Genomic DNA, 18,531 nt, shown 5'->3' with positions numbered 1-18,531 from the left:
CGGAAGCATGAAACGCGAATTCAACGTCACATCCGGTACCACGCTGCGCTGCAAGGGATGGCGCCAGGAAGCACTGCTGCGCCTGCTCGAAAACGTGCTCGCCGTCGGCGAAGCGCCGGAGCAGTTGATCGTCTATGCGGCGCTCGGCCGCGCGGCGCGCGACTGGCCTTCGCACGACGCGATCGTCCATGCGCTCAAGACGATGGACGAGGATCAAACGCTCGTCGTCCAGTCCGGCAAGCCGATCGGCTTGTTGCGCACGCATGCTCAGGCGCCGCTCGTCATCATGGCGAACTGCAACATGATCGGCCAATGGGCGAAGGCCGAGAACTTCTACGAGTGGGAAAAGAACAACCTGATCTGCTGGGGCGGGCTCACGGCCGGCGACTGGCAATACATCGGCTCGCAAGGCGTCATTCAGGGAACCTACGAAATTTTTTCGCGCATCGCCGAGCGGCATTTCGGCGGCGACCTGCGCGGGCGCTTCATCCTGACGGCCGGCATGGGCGGCATGGGCGGCGCGCAGCCGCTCGCGGGCCGGATGGCGAACGCGGCGATCCTCACGATCGAAGTCAATCAGGACAGCATCGACAAGCGCATGAAGATCGGCTTCCTCGAGCGTCAGGCACGCGATCTCGACGAAGCGCTCGCGATGATCCGCGACGCGCAGGCGCGCCACGAACCGCTGTCGGTCGGCCTGCTCGGCAATGCCGCCGATGTCTATCCGGAGATCCTCGCGCGCGGCGTCATCCCCGACATCGTCACCGACCAGACCTCCGCGCACGATCTCGTCTACGGCTACGTGCCGGCGGGCTGCACGCTCGACGAAGTGCGCGCGCTGCGCACGGCCGACATCCCGCGCCTGATGAACGCGAGCCGCGCGTCGATCGTGCGTCACGTCACGGCCATGCTCGGCTTCAAGGACCGCGGCGCGATCGTCTTCGACAACGGCAACCTGATCCGCACGCATGCGAAGGAAGGCGGCGTCGAGCGCGCATTCGAGATCCCGATCTTCACCGAAGCCTTCCTGCGCCCGCTGTTTTGCCGCGCCATCGGCCCGTTCCGCTGGATCGCGCTGTCCAACGATGCCGGCGATATCCGCAAGATCGACGACCACCTGCTCGAACATTTCGGCCACAACGCGATCGTCGCCAACTGGATCAGGCTCGCGCGCGAGCATGTGCCGTTCGAGGGGCTCCCCGCGCGCATCGCGTGGCTCGGCCACGGCGAACGCACGGAACTCGCGCGCGCGGTCAACCGGATGGTCCGCGAGGGCCATCTCGCCGGCCCGGTCGCTTTCACGCGCGATCATCTGGACGCGGGCGCGATGGCGCACCCGAACATCATGACCGAGAACATGCGCGACGGCTCGGATGCGATCGCCGACTGGCCGTTGCTCAACGCCATGGCAGCCTGCTCGTCGATGGCGGATCTCGTCGCGATCCACTCGGGCGGCGGCGGCTACAGCGGCTATATGACGAGCGCCGGCGTGACGGTCATTGCCGACGGCACCAAGCAAGCCGACGCGCGGCTCGCGCTTTCGATGACCAACGACACGTCGATGGGCGTCATGCGCTACGCCGACGCCGGCTACGAAGAAGCACTCGACGAAGTCCAACTCAAGTCGGTTCCCCATATCCGGCTGTAGCCTCATCTCTCGTCCATGAGCCAATCAGGAGCCACCTTGGAAAACGCCGCGCCACCGGCCGATGCCGCTCGACTCTCTTCGCCGCACGCAATCAACACCGGTCGACGGGCCGTTGCAGCCGCATCGATAGGCAACGCGCTCGAGTGGTACGACTTCTCGGTCTACGCGTTCTTCGCGGTCTACATCGCGCAGAACTTCTTCGGCCACGCGGATTCGAGCGTGCAGTTGCTGGAAGCCTTCATGGCGTTCGGCCTCGGCTTCGTCGTGCGGCCGCTCGGGGCGCTCGTGATCGGCGTCTACGGCGACCGCGCGGGGCGCAAGGCCGCGCTGACGCTCACCATCCTGGTGATGGCGGCCGGCACCGGCATCATCGCGTTCGCGCCGCCCTATACGGCGATCGGCGTGGGCGCGCCGCTCCTGATCGTCTGCGGACGCCTGCTGCAAGGCTTCTCGGCCGGCGGCGAGGTCGGCGGCGCGGCGGCGTTCCTGATCGAGCACGCGCCCGCCAACAAGCGCGGCAAGTATGCGTCGTGGCTGCAGGCGAGCATGGCGCTGTCGAACATCCTCGGCGCGCTGGTCGCCACCGTCGTCACGCTGCTCTTCACGCACGAGCAGATCGGGGACTGGGCTTGGCGCATTCCGTTCGTTCTGGGTCTCGCGATCGCGCCGGTCGGTTTCTGGCTGCGCAAGACGCTCGATGAAACGCCGCACTTCCAGGCCGAAATGGAGCGCGCTCATCGCCAGCACGAGGCGCAGAAGGCGCCGCTCATGCAAGTGGTGCGCGAATATCCGCGTTCGCTCGCGATCGGCGCCGGCTTCTCGATCCTGTGGGCCGTCTGCGTCTATGTACTCGTCATCTTCATGCCGACCTACGCGCAGCGCACGCTCCACTTCGAAGGGCGCCAAGCGTTCATCGCTTCGCTGATCGGCAATTGCTTCATGGCCGTCGTATGCGTGTGGGCCGGCGCGCTGTCCGACCGCTTCGGCGCGAGGAAGGTGCTCACGGCCGGCGCGTTGCTGATGCTCGCGAGCGTCTATCCGCTGCTCGTCTGGCTGCATGCATGGCACACGAGCGCCGCCCTGATCGTCGTGCAGACCGCGTTCTGCGTGATGGTCGCGATCTTCACAGGTGTGGCGCCGTCCGCACTGTCGATGCTGTTTCCGACGCGCGTGCGCTCCACCGGCATGTCGCTTTCCTACAACCTTGCGGCCACCGTGTTCGGCGGCTTCGCGCCGGCCATCCTCACCTGGCTCACGCAAAGCACGGGCAATACCTTCGCGCCTGCGTGGTACGTGATGGCCGCGTGCGTCGCCGCTTTAGTCTCCATCGCCTTCCTGCCCCGGCAGGCCCTCCAATAACCGACCATCACAAGGACATCCGCCCGTGCTCCGCTCGATTCCCCGCCTGATCGTGGCCTGTGCGCTGCTGCATGCCACGCTTTCCTTCGCCGAAGTGCAGTTGGACGGCCGCTCCGCGACACCAGCGGTCATCGCCCGCATCGCCGGCGGCGAACAAGTCGGCATTGCTCCCGCCGCGCGGACGCGTGTCGAGAATGCGCAGCGCGTGCTGCTCGCAGCCGCGCAGGCGGGCCAGCAAATCTACGGCCTGACCGTCGGTGTCGGATTGAACAAGGACCACGTGATGGTCGACGCCCACGGCAAGCTGACCGACGAAGTGCTCGATGCGTCGCGCCGCTTCAACATCGGCCTGATTCACGCGCACTCGGGCGGCGTGGGAGCGGACATGGACATCCGTGTCGCGCGCGCCGCGATGGCTGCGCGCCTGAACGCGATGCTCGACGGCGGTGCGGGCGTTCAGCCTGCGATCGTCGATACCTACGTGCAGTTCCTCAACCACGGCATCACGCCGGCGATGCCGTCGGACGGCTCGATCGGCGAGGCGGACATCACGATCCTCTCGCACGTCGGGCTCGCGATGCTCGGCGAAGGCGACGTCTACTATCAGGGCAAGAAAATGCCCGCCGCGGACGCGCTCGATTCGGCCGGCATCGCGCCGATCAAGCCATACGGCAAGGACGCGCTGGCGATTCTCAGTTCGAACGCCTATGCGGCCGGCATGGCGGCGCTCGCCCTCGACGACATGGCGCGCCTCGCGCGCACGACGAAGCTCGTCTACGCGCTCTCGCTGCAAGCGCTGAACGGCAACGTGTCGCCGTTCCTGCACGACACCCTCGCGCTTCGCCCGTTCCCGTACACCATGCGCGCGGGCGACGAACTGCGTGCGCTGCTCGCGGGCGGCAGCATCTGGAATCGCGACGATCAGCGCCCGCTGCAGGATCCGCTGAGCTTCCGCTCGGGCGTATATCTGCTTGGCGAAGAGGATCGCGTGTACGACGAAACCCGCGCGCTGCTCGACGTGCAGCTGAATTCGTCCGACGACAACCCCGGCGTCGCCGTCGGCGTCACGCCGAAATCCGCGCGCTGGCAGGACAAGCGCGGCTATGTGGATGCGAATCCGGGCGGCGCGGTGCTGCCGAGCGCGAACTTCGAGCCGCTGCCGTGGGTGCTCGCCTTCGAGGAACTGGGCCTCGTGCTCGCACACAATTCGCTCGCGTCGGCGCAGCGCATCGTCAAGCTGAACGACTCGCATCTCACCGGCCTGCCCCGCTATCTCGGCACCGGCAAGACCGTCCACGCATTCGGCGCGATGGAAAAACCCGTGATGGCGCTCGCGATGGAAAACAAGCAACTGGCGATGCCGGTCTCGACGGACTACCTGCCGGTGGCAGGCGGCATCGAAGACATCGCGACCAACGCGCCGCAAGTGGTCGAACGCGTGCAGCGGCAGATCGACAACAGCTACGCGCTGCTCGGCATCGAGCTGATTCACGCCGCGCAAGCCGTCGACCTGCGCAAGCAGCAGCAAGCCGACTTCACGCTCTCGCCCGCCGCGCAGGAGCTCTATTCAGCCTTGCGTCGCCAGGTCGCCTTCCTCGACCAGGACCGGCCGCTTACCATAGACTTCCGCGCAGCGGCGGACCTGCTGCGCAACTACCACGAATGATTGAGGCAATTCAGTGAAACCCGTGATTCAGGCGTTCCACGATCCGGCGACATCGACGCTCAGCTACGTCGTCTATGCAGCACCCGGCTCGCCGTGCGCGATCATCGACTCCGTGCTCGACTACGATCCGCACGCCGGCCGCACGGCCACGCATTCGGCGGATCGCATCATCGCTTTCGTGCGCGAGCAGCAACTCGAGGTGCAATGGCTGCTCGAAACGCACGCGCATGCCGATCACGTGTCGGCGGCGCCGTATCTGAGGGCGCAGCTCGGCGGCCGCATCGCGATCGGCGAGCACATTCGCGCGGTGCAAAAGATCTTCGCTCCGGTCTTCAATTTCGAGCCGGGCTTCCGTCTGGACGGCTCGCAGTTCGATCGGCTGTTTCGGGACGGCGACACGCTTCGCGTCGGCGAACTGGAAGCCACCGTGATGCATGTGCCGGGCCATACGCCGGCCGACGTTGCCTATGCGTTCGACGGCGCGGTGTTCGTCGGCGACACGCTGTTCATGCCGGACGTCGGCACCGCGCGCTGCGATTTTCCGGGCGGCGACGCGCACACGCTGTATGCGTCGATCAGGCGGCTGCTCTCGCTGACCGGCGACACGCAACTCTTCATGTGCCACGACTATCCGCCGAACGGGCGCGAACTGCGCTGGCAAACGACTGTCGATGAGCAACGCGCGGCGAACATTCATGTGCGGGACACCGTCGCCGAATTGGACTTCGTTGCGATGCGCACCACGCGCGACACGACGCTCGGCATGCCGACGCTGATCATCCCCTCGGTCCAGTTGAATATTCGCGCGGGCGTCCTCCCCGAGCCCGAGGCAAACGGCATTCGCTATCTGAAGATACCGTTGAACGTGCTTTGAGCGCATCGACGCGATAACCAGACAATAACCAAACAATAACCAGGCCATGACAAGAATGATCGAAACGACCATGCCCGCCAACGGGCGGCCCCATCACAAGCCAACCTTCGATATCGTCGTCGTGGGCGGCGGCGCAGCCGGAATCGGCGTGACGGCAAGCCTCCTGCGGCGGCAGCCGCGGCTGAGGATCGCGATCGTCGAGCCGAGCGACAAGCACTACTACCAGCCCGGATGGACGCTCGTCGGCGGCGGCGCGTTCGAGATCGGCAAGACGGTGCGGCCGACCGCTTCGTTGATCCCCGGGGACGCACAATGGATTCAGGCGCGCGTGACGCGCTTCGCGCCCGAGCGCGACGCGGTCGAGCTCGACGACGGACGCGAGCTCGGCTATCGGCACCTGATCGTCTGCCCGGGCTTGCAGCTCGGCTGGGACAAGATCGACGGGTTGGAAGCGTCGCTCGGCAAGCACGGCGTCACCTCGAACTACCGCTTCGATCTCGCGCCCTATACGTGGCAACTCGTGCGCGAAACCCGGCGCGGCCGGGCGCTCTTCACGCAGCCGCCGATGCCGATCAAATGCGCGGGCGCGCCGCAAAAAGCGCTGTATCTCGCCTGCGACCACTGGCGGCGCGAAGGCGTGCTCGCCAACATCGACGTCGAATTCAACAACGCCGGCGCGGCACTCTTCGGCGTCGCGGCGTTCGTGCCGTCGCTGATGCGCTACATCGAGCGCTACCACGCGGCGCTCGCGTTCAATTCGAATCTGGTTGCGGTCGACGGCCCGAACCGCGTCGCGACCTTCGCGGTAAAGGACGCCGACGGCAACGTGACCCGCGTCGACAAGCCATTCGACATGCTGCACGTCGTCCCGCCGCAAGCCGCGCCCGACTTCATTCGCACGAGCCCGCTCGCGAATCCCGACGGCTGGTGCGAAACCGATCCGGCAACCCTGCGCCATCCGCGCTATCCGAACATCTTCGCGCTCGGCGATGTGTGCTCCACCTCGAATGCGAAGACGGCTGCCGCCGTGCGCAAGCAGATCGTGATCGTCGCCCGCAACCTGCTGGCGGCGCGCGACGGCCAGCCGCTGCCGGCTGCCTATGACGGCTACGGCGCGTGTCCGCTCACCGTTGAAAAAGGCAAGGTCGTGTTCGCCGAATTCGGCTACGGGGGCAAGCTCCTGCCCACGTTCCCGCTGGATGGAACGGTGGCGCGCCGCTCGTCGTGGCACATGAAGACCAAGCTGCTGCCGTGGCTCTACTGGGAAGGCATGCTGAAGGGCCACGAGTGGCTCACGCAGACGAAGGCCGGTTGACGCATGGCGATGGTTGAATTGATCAGCGCGTTGCTGGGTTCGGTAGTCGGCGTGATCCTCGCGCTGACCGGCGCCGGCGGCGCGATCATCGCGGTGCCGCTCCTGGTGTTCGGCTTGCACCTCGCCGTCGCGCAGGCGGCGCCGATCGGCCTCTTGGCCGTCGCCCTGTCCGCCGCGCTCGGCGCCGTGCTTGGCCTGCGCGCGGGGATCGTCCGCTACAAGGCCGCGAGCTTCATCGCCGTGACCGGGATGCTGATCTCGCCCGCCGGCGTGTGGGCCTCGCAACGCCTGCCCAACGCGCCGCTCACGCTGCTGTTCGCGGCGGTGCTGATGTTGGTGTCGTATCGGATGTTCCGGCAGCCGGGCGCACAGTACGACGGCGAGCGAATCGGCGCCGGCGCCGACGTGCCGTGCGCGCTCGACGGCGCCACCGGACGCCTCGTCTGGACGCTGCCTTGCGCACGTGCGCTGGCGGCGTCCGGTGTGAGCGCGGGCTTTCTGTCTGGGCTCCTTGGCGTCGGCGGCGGCTTCGTCGTCGTGCCGGCGCTGCGCCGCGCCACGCGGCTGCCGATGCAGTCGATCGTCGCCACGTCGCTCGCGGTGATCGCGCTCGTATCGATGTCGGGCGTCGCTTATTCGGTTGCGAGCGGCCAGATGAACTGGCGCATCGCGATTCCGTTCGCGGCGGGCGCGCTCGGCGGGCTGATCGCCGTCCGGCCGTTGGCGCGGCGTCTCGCCGGACCCCATTTGCAACGAGGCTTCGCGGTGATCGCAACGGTCATCGCGATGGGTTTGGCGATCAAGGTCGCCGTTCAATGAGCGTCGAAATGGATGCAGCCGGTCATTGGGAGGCGGTCTATCGGACCAAGGCGCCGGACGCGGTGAGCTGGTATCGCCCGCATCTCGAGCTATCGCTTCAGTTGATCGAACGCGTGGCGCCGGACCGCGCCGCGGCGATCATCGACGCAGGCGGTGGTCAGGCGTCACTCGTAGACGACCTGCTTGCGCGCGGCTATCGGGATGTCACCGTGCTCGATCTCTCGCGGGCGGCGCTCGACGCGGCACAACGGCGCATCGGCGGCGCAGCAGCACGCGTGAACTGGATCGCCGGCGACGTGACGCGCGTGGCCCTTGAAGCGGATCGCTACGACGTCTGGCACGACCGGGCCGTGTTTCATTTTCTGACGGAGCCTCGGCAGCGGGCGGCGTATGTACGTCAGGCAAGCCGCGCGATCAGGCCGGGCGGGCACCTGATCGTCGCGGCGTTCGGCCCCGAGGGGCCGCAAAAGTGCAGCGGCCTCGACGTGGTTCGCTACGACACCGATGCGCTGTACGCGCAATTTGCAGCGAATTTCCGGCTTGTCGAAAGCGCGACGCAATGGCATCGGACGCCGTCCGGGGCCACGCAGCAATTCGTCCATTGCTGCCTCGAGCGAGGCTCGCAGGGCGATTGAGCCGGTCGAGCGCACGACCAAACAACTCGCGGGGCAATGCGGATGTCCCGTCATATGACCGGTGACGTGACAACGCCGCTCAAACCATTGACTCGATGCGCGACATTGCGAAGAATCGGAGCCAATTCCGTCAGTGCCACATTCAACCGGACCGGCCATGCGCTATCGCTTCGCAATCTCGCTGCGCGGTTTCATTGCCGCTGCGTCGACGGCAGTCGCCGCAGCCTTGGCATCGGCGTCGGGCCTCGCAGCGAACGCGGATTCGCCGGCAGCCTCCGATTCCGCGCCGGCCATCGCCACCCCGCTACCCGCGGCATCGGCGCCCGGCGACCAGCCCGCTCCGGGCGCCCAGCACACCGGCGGGCCGGCGAGCGAGACCGAACCGTCCGGCGCCACCCGTGCCGCCGCCGTCCCCGTTCCGCCCGAGACAGCCAGCGTCACCCGGCATTCGATCCGAATCGACGGCCACAAGCTCGACTACACGGCGAAAGCCGGCAACCTGCTCCTGCGCAACAACGCCGGCGACGCGCAAGCGAGCGTCTTCTACGTCGCCTACACCGTCGACGCCCCGAAGGAAGCCGCCTCGGGGCATGCGAAAGCGCCGGCGCAGCGCCCCGTCACATTTCTCTTCAACGGCGGTCCCGGCGCGGGCAGCCTCTTTCTGCTGATCGGCTCGTTCGGACCCAAGCGCGTGCGCACCGCGAGCCCCTCGGTGACCCCGCCCGCGCCTTACGTGCTCGCCGACAACCCCGACAGCCTGCTCGACAAGAGCGACCTCGTGTTCGTCGATGCGGTCGGCACGGGCTTTTCGAAGCCGGTCGGCAGCGCCACCGGCAAGCAGTTCTGGGGCGTAGACGAAGACCTCGACGCCTTCGCGCATTTCATCGAGCGCTACCTGACCGTCAATCAGCGCTGGAATTCGCCGAAGTTCCTCGTCGGCGAGTCGTACGGGACGGCGCGCGCCGCGATGCTCGCCTACAAGCTCGATCAGGAGAACATGGCGGTGAATGGCGTCGTGCTGCTGTCCTCGGTGCTCAATTCGAACGTGCGCGCGCCTGGCTACGACTTCGTCAACGAGCGCTACCTGCCGAGCTTCGCCGCGATCGCCTGGTATCACGGCAAGCTCGACCCGAAGCCCGCCGACCTGCCGGGCTTTCTCGACGAAGTGCGCGCGTACGCGACCGGCCCCTACGCGCAGGCGCTCGCCAAAGGCGACACGCTGAGCGACCAAGAGCGCGACGCCGTCGCCGCACAAGTGGCGCGCTTTACGGGGCTCGACGTCCGCTACGTCGAGGAATCGCGCCTGCGCATCTGGCCGTCGCATTTCCGCAAGGAGCTGCTGCGCTCGGCGTCACGCACGGTGGGCCGCTACGATGCGCGCTTCGAAGGCATCGACTACGACGACGCGTCCGACAGCCCCGACGGCGACGCATCGGTGAGCGGCATCTCGAGCGCCTTCGACGCCGCGTTCCACCAGCACCTCGCGCAGGACCTGCACTACGCCGCGCAGGATCGCTACCGCGTCTTCAACGACACGGCGCTCAAGCAATGGAACTGGAAGCACCGCACGTGGTCGGGCGAAGAGCTCGCCGAGCCCTACGCGGCCGGCGACCTCGCGCAGGCGATGCGGCAGAATCCGCGCTTGCAGGTGCTGTCGGCGAACGGCTACTTCGATCTCGCGACGCCGTTCTTCGCGACCGAGTACGACCTCGCGCATATGGGACTCGATCCGTCGCTGCGCTCGAACATCCGCATCACGTACTACCCCACGGGGCACATGATCTATCTCGACGATGCGGCGCTGCACGCGCTCAAGGGCGACCTGGCGCGCTTCTACGACGCCGCGACGGGAGGAACGATCCGAAACAAATAATCCAGTCAGAATTAGAATTAACTCTCGATTTCATCCAAAGAAAAATATCCATAAAAATCCCCTCCATATTTTCAAATTAAAAATCGTCAACCCCCATTTTTCATTCAACAAGCTTTCAAATTATATTTTCCAATTCGGGTAGCCGAGAAAAATTCGCGCCTCCACTAACAGTTTAGACAGTACCGCCATCAAAACCGCCCCTGCTAGCTTAGCGGCGCGCATCGCCCCGGCGATCGCCAACAATCCATATCGACGAAGTCGCGCCTGAGAGGGCTGGTCATTTCAATTCGCCGATGCATCGAGACTCGACGGATTTGTCTTCTCATGGCATTTCGCTTTAGGAGCTCAAATGAAATTGACGTTAAATACAAAACGTTCCGCATTTGCTTCCTTTAAACACAACGCATGGATGCTGCCGCTCGCCCTGGCATCGACCGCTTACGCGGCCGCGCCGGCGCAAACCGCCTGGGTCAGCACCGAAACCAAGGCGTTCATCGCCCCGACGCGCACGCTCACCGCCACGCCGCTCGCCGAGCTGGCCGCCGGCACGCCGACCCATGTCGTCGTCAGCCTCAAGCTGCGCAACGCCAGCCAGCTCCAGCAGCTCGCGCGCGACGTCGACGATCGCCGCAGCGCGCGCTACCGCAAGTTCCTCACGCACCAGCAATTCCTCGCGAACTACGCGCCGACCGAGGCGCAGGCCCAGGCCGTCGCCGCACATCTGCGCAAGCACGGCTTCATCAACATCCGCGTGGCGCCGAACCGTCTGCTGGTATCGGCCGACGGCACGGCGAGCTCGGTGAAGAGCGGCTTCAATACGCCGCTCGTCCACTTCCAGCGCAACAACCGCGACGTCTACGCCAACACTGCGCCCGCGGAAGTGCCCGCGGAGCTCGGCGACGTCGTGCTCTCGGTGCTCGGCCTGCAAGACGTGACGCGCGCCCACCCGATGCTGCATGCCGGCCCGCGCACGCAGGCGCGCACGCTCGCGACGGGCACGGCGAAGGGTCACAGCCCCACCGAATTCCCGGCGCTCTACGACGTCGGCAATACGCCGAGCGCGGCGAACACGACCGTCGGCATCATCACGCAAGGCGGCGTGAGCCAGGCGACCCAGGACCTGAACCAGTTCACGAGCGCGAACAACCTGCCGGCGGTGAACGTCCAGGCGATCCAGACGGGCAGCCCGAGCGGCGACTACAGCGACGACCAGCAAGGCCAGGGCGAATGGGATCTCGACAGCCAGTCGATCGTCGGCGCGGCAGGCGGCGCGGTGAACCAGCTGCGGTTCTACATGGCCGACAACAGCGCATCCGGCAATACCGGCTTGACGCAGGCGTTCAATCAAGCGGTCTCCGACAACCTCGCGAAAGTGATCAACGTATCGCTCGGCTGGTGCGAGGCCGATGCCTATTCCGACGGCACGATGGCGGCCGAGGACCAGATCTTCACGACCGCGGTCGCGCAGGGGCAGACGTTCTCGGTATCGTCAGGCGATGAAGGCGTGTACGAGTGCAACAACCGCGGCTACCCGGACGGCGGCACCTACTCGATCTCGTGGCCGGCGTCGTCGCCGAACGTGATCGCGGTCGGCGGCACGACGCTCTACACGACGGCGAGCGACGGCTACGCGAGCGAGACGGTCTGGAACGAAGGCCTCGACCAGGCCGGCAAGCTATGGGCGTCGACGGGCGGCTTCAGTTCGTACGAGGCGAGCCCGTCGTGGCAAGCGGCGCTGTCCGTGAGCCCCGCGCCGGCTGGCCGCGCCGTGCCCGACATCTCGTTCGATGCCGCGCAGAGCACGGGCGCGCTCGTCTACAACTACGGACAGCTCCAGCAGATCGGCGGCACGAGCCTCGCCTCGCCGATCTTCGTCGGCTTCTATGCGCGCCTTCAGTCGGCCAACTCGAACGCGCTCGGCTTCCCGGCGGCGAGCATCTATGGCGCCGTGCCGTCGACGCCCTCGCTCGTGCACGACGTGACCTCCGGCAACAACGGCTACGGCGGCTACGGGTACAACGCCGGCAAGGGCTGGGACTATCCGACCGGCTGGGGCAGCGTCGATATCGCGAAGCTTGGCGCGTACGTGCAGAGCCACAAGTTCGCGCAGTGAGAGCCTGAGCGCGTGACGTAGCCGGATCGCCCGCCTCCTTCGCTCGAACGGAGGCGGGCCGCCATCACACTCTGCTGTAAACCCGCCGCGAAACAGCACAAACGCATCGCGAGACGCACCATCCCCCTCCCCAACGCGATTGAAGTAGGCGCATAATCAGCGCTTTGCCGCTGCCATCGCTCGCGCCGTCTTCCATGCCGCTTGCCATCCGAGCTTTCCTGGTCCCCCTCATCGTCGCGTGCGCGATGTTCATGGAAAGCGTCGATGCCAACATCATCGTCACGGCACTCCCCTCGATGGCCCGCGATTTCGGCAGCGATCCGGTCGCGCTCAAGATCGGCGTCATCAGCTACGTGATGGGGCTCGGCGTCTTCATCCCCGTGTGCGGCTGGTTCGCCGACCGCTTCGGCGCCCGCACCATCTTCCGCACGGCGATCGGCATCTTCGTGGCCGGCTCCCTGATGTGCGCCGCTTCGCGGTCGCTCGACACCTTCACGCTCGCGCGCTTCATCCAGGGCGTGGGCGGCGCGATGATGGTGCCGGTCGGCCGCATCATCATCTTCCGCGTCGTGCCGAAGGCGGAGTTCGTGCGCGCGATGAACTACCTGAGCATGCCCGCGCTCCTCGCTCCAGCGGTCGCTCCGCTCCTGGGCGGGTTCATCACCACTTACCTGCACTGGCGCCTGATCTTCTTCATCAACGTGCCGGTCGGCGTTCTCGGCATCTACCTGACCAACAAGCACATCGTCAATTCGCACGAGCCGCATCCAGGACCGCTCGACTGGGTCGGCTTCGTGCTCTCCGCGTTCGGCGCGTCGCTGTTGCTCTTGGGGCTGTCGCTGATCGACGGCGAGCTCGTCTCGGCGCGCACGGCGTTCGAAATGTGCGTGATCGGCGCGCTCCTGCTCGTGCTGTACGTGCTGTACGCCCAGCGCGCGGCGCGGCCGCTGCTCGACCTGGCGTTCCTGCGCATTCCCACTTATCGGGCGAGCGTGCTCGGCGGATCGATGTTCCGGATCGGGCTCGGCGCGGTGCCGTTCCTCTTGCCGCTCTCGCTGCAGGAGGGGCTGGGCATGTCGGCGTTCCAGTCGGGTGCGATCACTTGCGCCTCGGCGTTCGGCGGCATGTTCATGCGCTCGCTCACCTCCACCGTGCTGCGCCGCTACGGCTTCCGCACGGTGCTGATCTATAACGCGATGTTCGCCGGCATCGCGATCGCGGCCTGCGGCACCTTCGTTCCCGGCATGCCGGTCTGGCTGATCTGGGTCATCGTGCTGTTCGGCGGTTTTTTCCCGGCGCTGCAGTTCACGAGCCTCAACTCGATGATCTACGCCGACATCGACAGCCGCGACGCCGGCCGTGCCACCAGCCTCGGCAGCGTCGTGCAGCAGATGTCGCTCGGGCTCGGCGTGACCGTCGCGGGGATCGTGCTGCAGATCTCGCGCGCGCTGCATGGGCACGCGCACATCATGTGGTCGGATTTCTGGCCGGCGTTCGTGGTGGTCGGGCTGTTCTCGTTCGGCTCGATACCGATTACGCGGCGGCTGGAGCCGAACGCCGGGGATGAGATTGCGCGAGGGACGCGGGGGTGAGCCGCTTACCGAGGGAGATGGGCAGCCTCCCGGCCGATCGCGGCCCGGCCTATCGCGGCCCGGCCAATCCTCGGTTCGGCCCCCGTCCGTCAGCCCATTGATCAGCGCCTGCGTATCCCTGATCAAATCGTTTCGCGAAGCGTGGCTTTGCACGAGCACCATGAAAAGCAGGTCAGTCACCGCGCTCAACGATCCCGTGGGCCGCCGCCAAGGAATAAACTATCCAAACAACAAATTAAAAGGATACGTCTTCATGGACGACGCACCGATCCCGCTGAACGAGCTGATCACGGAGCAACGCAATCCGGCCAGCGAACGGATTGACCGTGTCGACACGCTGACCATGTTGCGAATCCTCAATGCGGAAGACCAGAAGGTTGCCCTCGCCGCCGAAGCGGTTCTTCCTGCTGTCGCGACGGCGGTCGACGCCATTGCAGAGGCGCTGTCGCGGGGCGGACGCCTGATCTATGTCGGCGCGGGCACGTCGGGGCGCCTCGGCATCCTGGATGCCAGCGAATGCCCGCCAACCTTCGGCGTCGCTCCGGCGATGGTTCAGGGGTTGATTGCGGGCGGCCCCGACGCGATTGTCGGTGCAATCGAATTCGCCGAGGACGACGCCGACGCAGGGCAAATCGACCTTCAGAACATCGGATTCCGCGACCGGGACATCCTGGTGGGAATCGCCGCCAGCGGGCGCACGCCCTATGTCATCGGCGCCATGAAATGGGCCGCCTCGCTTGGTGCGCGGACCATCTCGATCACCTGCAACCCAGGGAGCGCGATGGCATCGATGGCCGATATCGCAATCACGCCCGTCGTCGGTCCGGAGGCCGTAACGGGCTCGTCGCGCCTGAAGGCTGGAACTGTCCAGAAGCTCATCCTGAACATGCTTTCGACAGGCGCCATGATCCGGCTCGGCAAGGTGTTCGGAAATCTCATGGTCGATGTCGAAGCGACCAGTGCAAAGCTGATCGAGCGGCAGATACAGATCGTCATCGCCGCCTGCGGCTGTTCTCGGAACCAGGCCTGCGAGGCACTGGAGCTCAGCGAGCATCACTGCAAGACGGCCATCGTGATGATTCGCGCCGGCGTCAGCCTTCAGGAAGCGAACGCCGTTCTCGAGCGGACCAACGGGCACGTGCGGGCTGCGCTCGATGCGCTCGGCGCGGACTGATCGCTGACCGAAGGCCGCGCAGCATCCAACGCCGTCCCCTACCTCACCATCGCCCGCTTGCGAATCATGTCGTACAGCGCCTGCGCCGCCGGCGAGAGCCGCGCGCTCTTGCGCGCCACCAGCACGAGCGTGCGCGACACGACAGGCTCCACCAGCTCGACCATCCGGATGCTCGGATACGCGCCCTTCTGAATCGCCAGCCGCGGCACGACGGCGGCAGCCACCCGCTCAGCGACAAGCCCCACCGCCGTCGAGCTGCGCTGCACCTCATAGAACGACTGCAACGTCAGTTCACTCACGCCGAGCGCGAGATCGAGCGGCGCGCGGTTGCCGCTCACTTGCCCCGCGAAGATCAGCGGATACGGCTGCAATTGCCGCCATGTCACGCGTTTGCGCTTGGCGAGCGGATGCATGTCGTCGCAGATCAGCACGTACTGGTCCTCGATCAGCGGAATCGCCGACAGTTCCGGATGATGCGCGCCCGCGATATTGATGCCGAATTCGGCTTCGCGATGCAGCACCGCATCGGCCACGGCGGAAGAAGCATGATCGAGAATCTTGATGCGATTGTGCGGATAGCGCGCCGAATACTCCTGCATGATGCGCGGCAAATACTGCACGCCGACGGTCGGCACGCAGGCGATCGACACATCGCCACGCTCGGCCTTGCCCGTCTCGCGGATCTCGATCAGCGCATGCGACAGCTCTTCGAGCAGACGCCGCGCTTGCGGCAGGAACTCGCGGCCGATGCGCGTCAGCGCGATCGAGCGCGTCGTGCGCTCGATCAGCGTCACGCCGAGAAAATCCTCGAGCTTGCGCAAGCGCTGCGTGATCGCCGTTTGCGTGACGTGAAGCTCGTCGGCGGCGTTCTGGAAGCTGCCTCGATCGGCAATCGCGACAAATGCCTGCACGCCCAGGGTATCGATTTTCATAAGAAAAATGAACCAATTCGCAGAATAAATTCATTTTACGCAGACATCGCGGGTGCGCAAACTTGCGGCACCTCACACCCCACCCCACAAAAGAGGAAACCGCGATGTCCGCAATCGAATCCCCCGTGGCCATGGCCACCGCGCTCTACGCACAGATGGAGCAAAAGCTCGCCATCGTTCGCCGCCGCAAGAACCAGCCGCTCACGCTCGCCGACAAGGTATTGCTCGGCCATCTCGACGACCCCGAGCAGCAGGAGCTCGTATCGGGCAGCAGCTACCTGATGCTGCGCCCCGATCGCGTCGTGTTCCAGGACGTGCTCGGCCAGACCGGCATGCTGCAGTTCATGCAGACGCGGCGCGAGCGCGTCGCCGTGCCGGCCAGCATTCACTGCGATCACCTGATCCAGGCGCGCACCGGCAGCATCGCGGACCTGCGCGCGTCGATCGTCGAGAATCACGAGGTCTACGACTTCCTGCGCAGCGCCGCCGCGAAATACGGTGCCGGTTTCTGGGAGCCGGGCGCGGGCATCATCCATCAGGTCGTTCTGGAAAACTACGCGTTTCCCGGCGCGCTCATCATCGGCACCGATTCTCACACGCCGAACGCAGGCGGGCTCGGCGCATGCGCGGTAGGCGTCGGCGGCGCAGACGCGGTCGAGACGATCGCAGGCCTGCCCTGGGAAGTGCTGTATCCGAAGCGGATCGCTGTCCATCTCACCGGCAAGCTGAGCGGCTGGACCGCGCCCAAGGACGTGATTCTTTGCGTCGCGGGCCAGCTCACCGTGTCGGGCGGCACCAACGCGATCGTCGAGTACATCGGCCCCGGCGCGCGCACGATCAGCGCGACCGGCAAGGCGACCATCACGAACATGGGCGCCGAGCTCGGCGCAACGACGTCGATGTTCCCCGCCGACGACAAGATGCTGACCTATCTCGACGCCACCGGCCGCGGCGAGCTCGCGCCGCTCGTGCGGCAGTACGCGCATCTGCTCGCACCCGACGCCGAAGTGGAAGCCAACCCCGAGCGCTACTACGACCGCGTGATCCGCATCGACCTGTCGACGCTCGAGCCGCACGTCGTCGGCCCGCACTCGCCCGATCGCGCACGGCCGATCTCGCAGCTGGCGGCCGAGCTGAAAACAGCCGGCAACCTCATTCCCGAGACCATCTCGGCCGCCTTGATCGGCAGCTGCACGAACTCGTCGTACGAAGACATGAGCCGCGCCGCCGACGTCGCCGCCCAAGCAAGCGCGCACGGCGTGAAGGCCGCCGTGCCGTTCCTCGTGACGCCGGGCTCGGAGCAGGTGCGCGCGACGATCGAACGCGACGGGCAGCTCGACGCGCTCTCCAGGATCGGCGGCAACGTGCTCGCCAACGCCTGCGGCCCCTGCATCGGGCAATGGCGCCGCGACCCGCAGGCCTACGCCGCGCCAAACACGATCGTCACTTCGTACAACCGCAATTTCCCGCGCCGCAACGACGGCTCGCCATCGACGATGAACCTGATCGCGAGCCCCGAGATCGTCACCGCATTCGCGCTCGCCGGCCGCCTCTCGTTCAACCCGCTGACCGATACGCTCACGGGCGCTGACGGCAAGCCGTTCGCGCTCACGCCGCCCAAGCCCGCGCCCGAAGTGCCGCCCGCCGCGTTCGAACCGGGCCGCACGACCTACGTCGCGCCACCCGCGGACGGCCGTGCGATCGAGCTGGCTGTCGATCCGCACAGCGAGCGCATCCAGCTGATGCATCCATGGCCTGCCTGGGACGGCCACGACTTCGCGAACCTGCCCGTGCTCATCAAGACGCGCGGCAAGACCACGACCGACCACATCTCGCCCGCCGGCCCGTGGCTGCGCTTTCGCGGCCACCTCGACAAGTTCAGCGACAACCTGCTGAACGGCGCGACCAACGCCTATACGGGCAACATCGGCACGACCGCCGATCAGTTGAGCGGCGAATACGGCATCACGCCCGCGCAAGCGGCGCGCCGCTATCGCGACGCGAAGCTGCGCTGGCTCGTGATCGGCGACTTCAACTATGGCGAGGGCAGCAGCCGCGAGCATGCGGCGCTTTCGCCGCGCTTGCTGGGCGGCGCGGCCGTGATCGCGCGCAGCTTCGCGCGCATCCACGAATCGAACCTGAAGAAGCAAGGGCTGCTCGCGCTGACGTTCGCCGATCCCGCCGACTACGAGCGCGTGCGTGCCGACGACCGTATCGACCTGCCGGGATTGTCAGCGCTCGCGCCGGGCAAGGAAGTCGAATGCCGCCTGATGCATGCCGACGGCAAAGAGGAGACGCTGTGGCTCAAGCACACGTATAGCGCGGCGCAGCTCGAATGGTTCCGCGCGGGCTCGGCGTTGAACTTGTTTCATCATCGCAAGGCGGCGTAGCGCTGTATAAAAACCGGTATCCGTATTCCGCGGTTGATTTGTCGTTGTGCGGCGCAGTGAAAGCGGCGGGATGCAAGTGGCTATCGAGGTGGCGCAGAACAGCCACTAGCCGCCGTCGGGCATCTACACGGTCAGGCCGTT

At 66.1% G+C, this 18,531-nt stretch carries 13 protein-coding genes; 12 read left to right on the top strand and 1 reads right to left on the bottom strand.

All coding sequences use genetic code 11. The features are described 5' to 3' along the window. The first annotated feature begins 7 nt into the window (after positions 1-7). The 11 genes from ertB (at position 8) to murQ (ending at position 15,068) form a co-directional block, all read left to right on the top strand. Entirely contained in the window at positions 8-1,648 is a 1,641-nt protein-coding gene (gene ertB, locus FAZ69_RS02225; RefSeq protein ID WP_136892294.1) for a thiourocanate hydratase, read from the top strand. A gap of 36 nt (positions 1,649-1,684) precedes the next feature. Further along, positions 1,685-3,007, top strand: coding sequence for an MFS transporter (locus tag FAZ69_RS02220; protein WP_169708528.1), 1,323 nt, complete (start codon positions 1,685-1,687; stop codon positions 3,005-3,007). Positions 3,008-3,032: 25 nt separating this feature from the next. After that, a complete protein-coding gene (locus FAZ69_RS02215) occupies positions 3,033-4,673 on the top strand; it encodes an HAL/PAL/TAL family ammonia-lyase (RefSeq protein WP_136892292.1) in 1,641 nt (546 codons plus the stop codon). A 13-nt stretch (positions 4,674-4,686) separates the two neighbouring features. Beyond that, a complete protein-coding gene (locus FAZ69_RS02210) occupies positions 4,687-5,547 on the top strand; it encodes an MBL fold metallo-hydrolase (protein ID WP_136892291.1) in 861 nt (286 codons plus the stop codon). 46 nt (positions 5,548-5,593) lie between these two features. Continuing rightward, positions 5,594-6,862, top strand: coding sequence for an NAD(P)/FAD-dependent oxidoreductase (locus FAZ69_RS02205; protein ID WP_169708527.1), 1,269 nt, complete (start codon positions 5,594-5,596; stop codon positions 6,860-6,862). 3 nt (positions 6,863-6,865) lie between these two features. Continuing rightward, positions 6,866-7,681 (top strand): sulfite exporter TauE/SafE family protein, encoded by an 816-nt coding sequence (locus tag FAZ69_RS02200; protein WP_136892290.1) that lies wholly within the window; start codon positions 6,866-6,868, stop codon positions 7,679-7,681. Next, positions 7,678-8,316, top strand: coding sequence for a class I SAM-dependent methyltransferase (locus FAZ69_RS02195; RefSeq protein ID WP_369407717.1), 639 nt, complete (start codon positions 7,678-7,680; stop codon positions 8,314-8,316). The genes FAZ69_RS02200 and FAZ69_RS02195 overlap by 4 nt, the downstream gene beginning before the upstream one ends. 157 nt (positions 8,317-8,473) lie before the next feature. Next, positions 8,474-10,189: a S10 family peptidase gene (locus FAZ69_RS02190; protein WP_136892288.1), complete on the top strand. Its 1,716-nt coding sequence runs from the start codon at positions 8,474-8,476 to the stop codon at positions 10,187-10,189. A gap of 349 nt (positions 10,190-10,538) precedes the next feature. Then, entirely contained in the window at positions 10,539-12,302 is a 1,764-nt protein-coding gene (locus tag FAZ69_RS02185; RefSeq protein ID WP_439654736.1) for a S53 family peptidase, read from the top strand. 194 nt (positions 12,303-12,496) lie between these two features. Further along, positions 12,497-13,894 (top strand): MFS transporter, encoded by a 1,398-nt coding sequence (locus tag FAZ69_RS02180; RefSeq protein ID WP_136892286.1) that lies wholly within the window; start codon positions 12,497-12,499, stop codon positions 13,892-13,894. Positions 13,895-14,147: 253 nt separating this feature from the next. After that, positions 14,148-15,068 carry an N-acetylmuramic acid 6-phosphate etherase gene (gene murQ, locus FAZ69_RS02175; RefSeq protein WP_136892285.1) on the top strand — a complete coding sequence of 307 codons (921 nt, stop codon included), beginning with the start codon at positions 14,148-14,150 and terminating at the stop codon, positions 15,066-15,068. A gap of 38 nt (positions 15,069-15,106) precedes the next feature. Here the strand turns inward: murQ and FAZ69_RS02170 are convergent, their stop codons facing one another. Beyond that, positions 15,107-16,000 carry a LysR family transcriptional regulator gene (locus FAZ69_RS02170; protein WP_136892284.1) on the bottom strand — a complete coding sequence of 298 codons (894 nt, stop codon included), beginning with the start codon at positions 15,998-16,000 and terminating at the stop codon, positions 15,107-15,109. A gap of 104 nt (positions 16,001-16,104) precedes the next feature. On the opposite strand from FAZ69_RS02170, the gene FAZ69_RS02165 reads away from it, so the two are divergent. Then, a complete protein-coding gene (locus FAZ69_RS02165) occupies positions 16,105-18,390 on the top strand; it encodes an aconitate hydratase (RefSeq protein WP_136892283.1) in 2,286 nt (761 codons plus the stop codon). The last annotated feature ends 141 nt before the right edge of the window (positions 18,391-18,531 follow it).

Origin of the sequence: Trinickia terrae (genome assembly GCF_005144415.1) — a bacterium.
GTDB lineage: Bacteria > Pseudomonadota > Gammaproteobacteria > Burkholderiales > Burkholderiaceae > Trinickia_A > Trinickia_A terrae.
Note: the sequence above shows the minus strand (reverse complement) of the source record. Positions and strands in the feature narration are given on the sequence as shown.

Bases quoted from the DNA above. Each gene is read 5' to 3' on its own strand.
- FAZ69_RS02165 (WP_136892283.1), top strand. From the start codon at position 16,105: ATGTCCGCAATCGAATCCCCCGTGGCCATGGCCACCGCGCTCTACGCA.
- FAZ69_RS02195 (WP_369407717.1), top strand. From the start codon at position 7,678: ATGAGCGTCGAAATGGATGCAGCCGGTCATTGGGAGGCGGTCTATCGG.
- FAZ69_RS02185 (WP_439654736.1), top strand. From the start codon at position 10,539: ATGAAATTGACGTTAAATACAAAACGTTCCGCATTTGCTTCCTTTAAA.
- ertB (WP_136892294.1), top strand. From the start codon at position 8: ATGAAACGCGAATTCAACGTCACATCCGGTACCACGCTGCGCTGCAAG.
- murQ (WP_136892285.1), top strand. From the start codon at position 14,148: ATGGACGACGCACCGATCCCGCTGAACGAGCTGATCACGGAGCAACGC.
- FAZ69_RS02205 (WP_169708527.1), top strand. From the start codon at position 5,594: ATGACAAGAATGATCGAAACGACCATGCCCGCCAACGGGCGGCCCCAT.
- FAZ69_RS02170 (WP_136892284.1), bottom strand. From the start codon at position 16,000: ATGAAAATCGATACCCTGGGCGTGCAGGCATTTGTCGCGATTGCCGAT.
- FAZ69_RS02180 (WP_136892286.1), top strand. From the start codon at position 12,497: ATGCCGCTTGCCATCCGAGCTTTCCTGGTCCCCCTCATCGTCGCGTGC.
- FAZ69_RS02190 (WP_136892288.1), top strand. From the start codon at position 8,474: ATGCGCTATCGCTTCGCAATCTCGCTGCGCGGTTTCATTGCCGCTGCG.
- FAZ69_RS02200 (WP_136892290.1), top strand. From the start codon at position 6,866: ATGGCGATGGTTGAATTGATCAGCGCGTTGCTGGGTTCGGTAGTCGGC.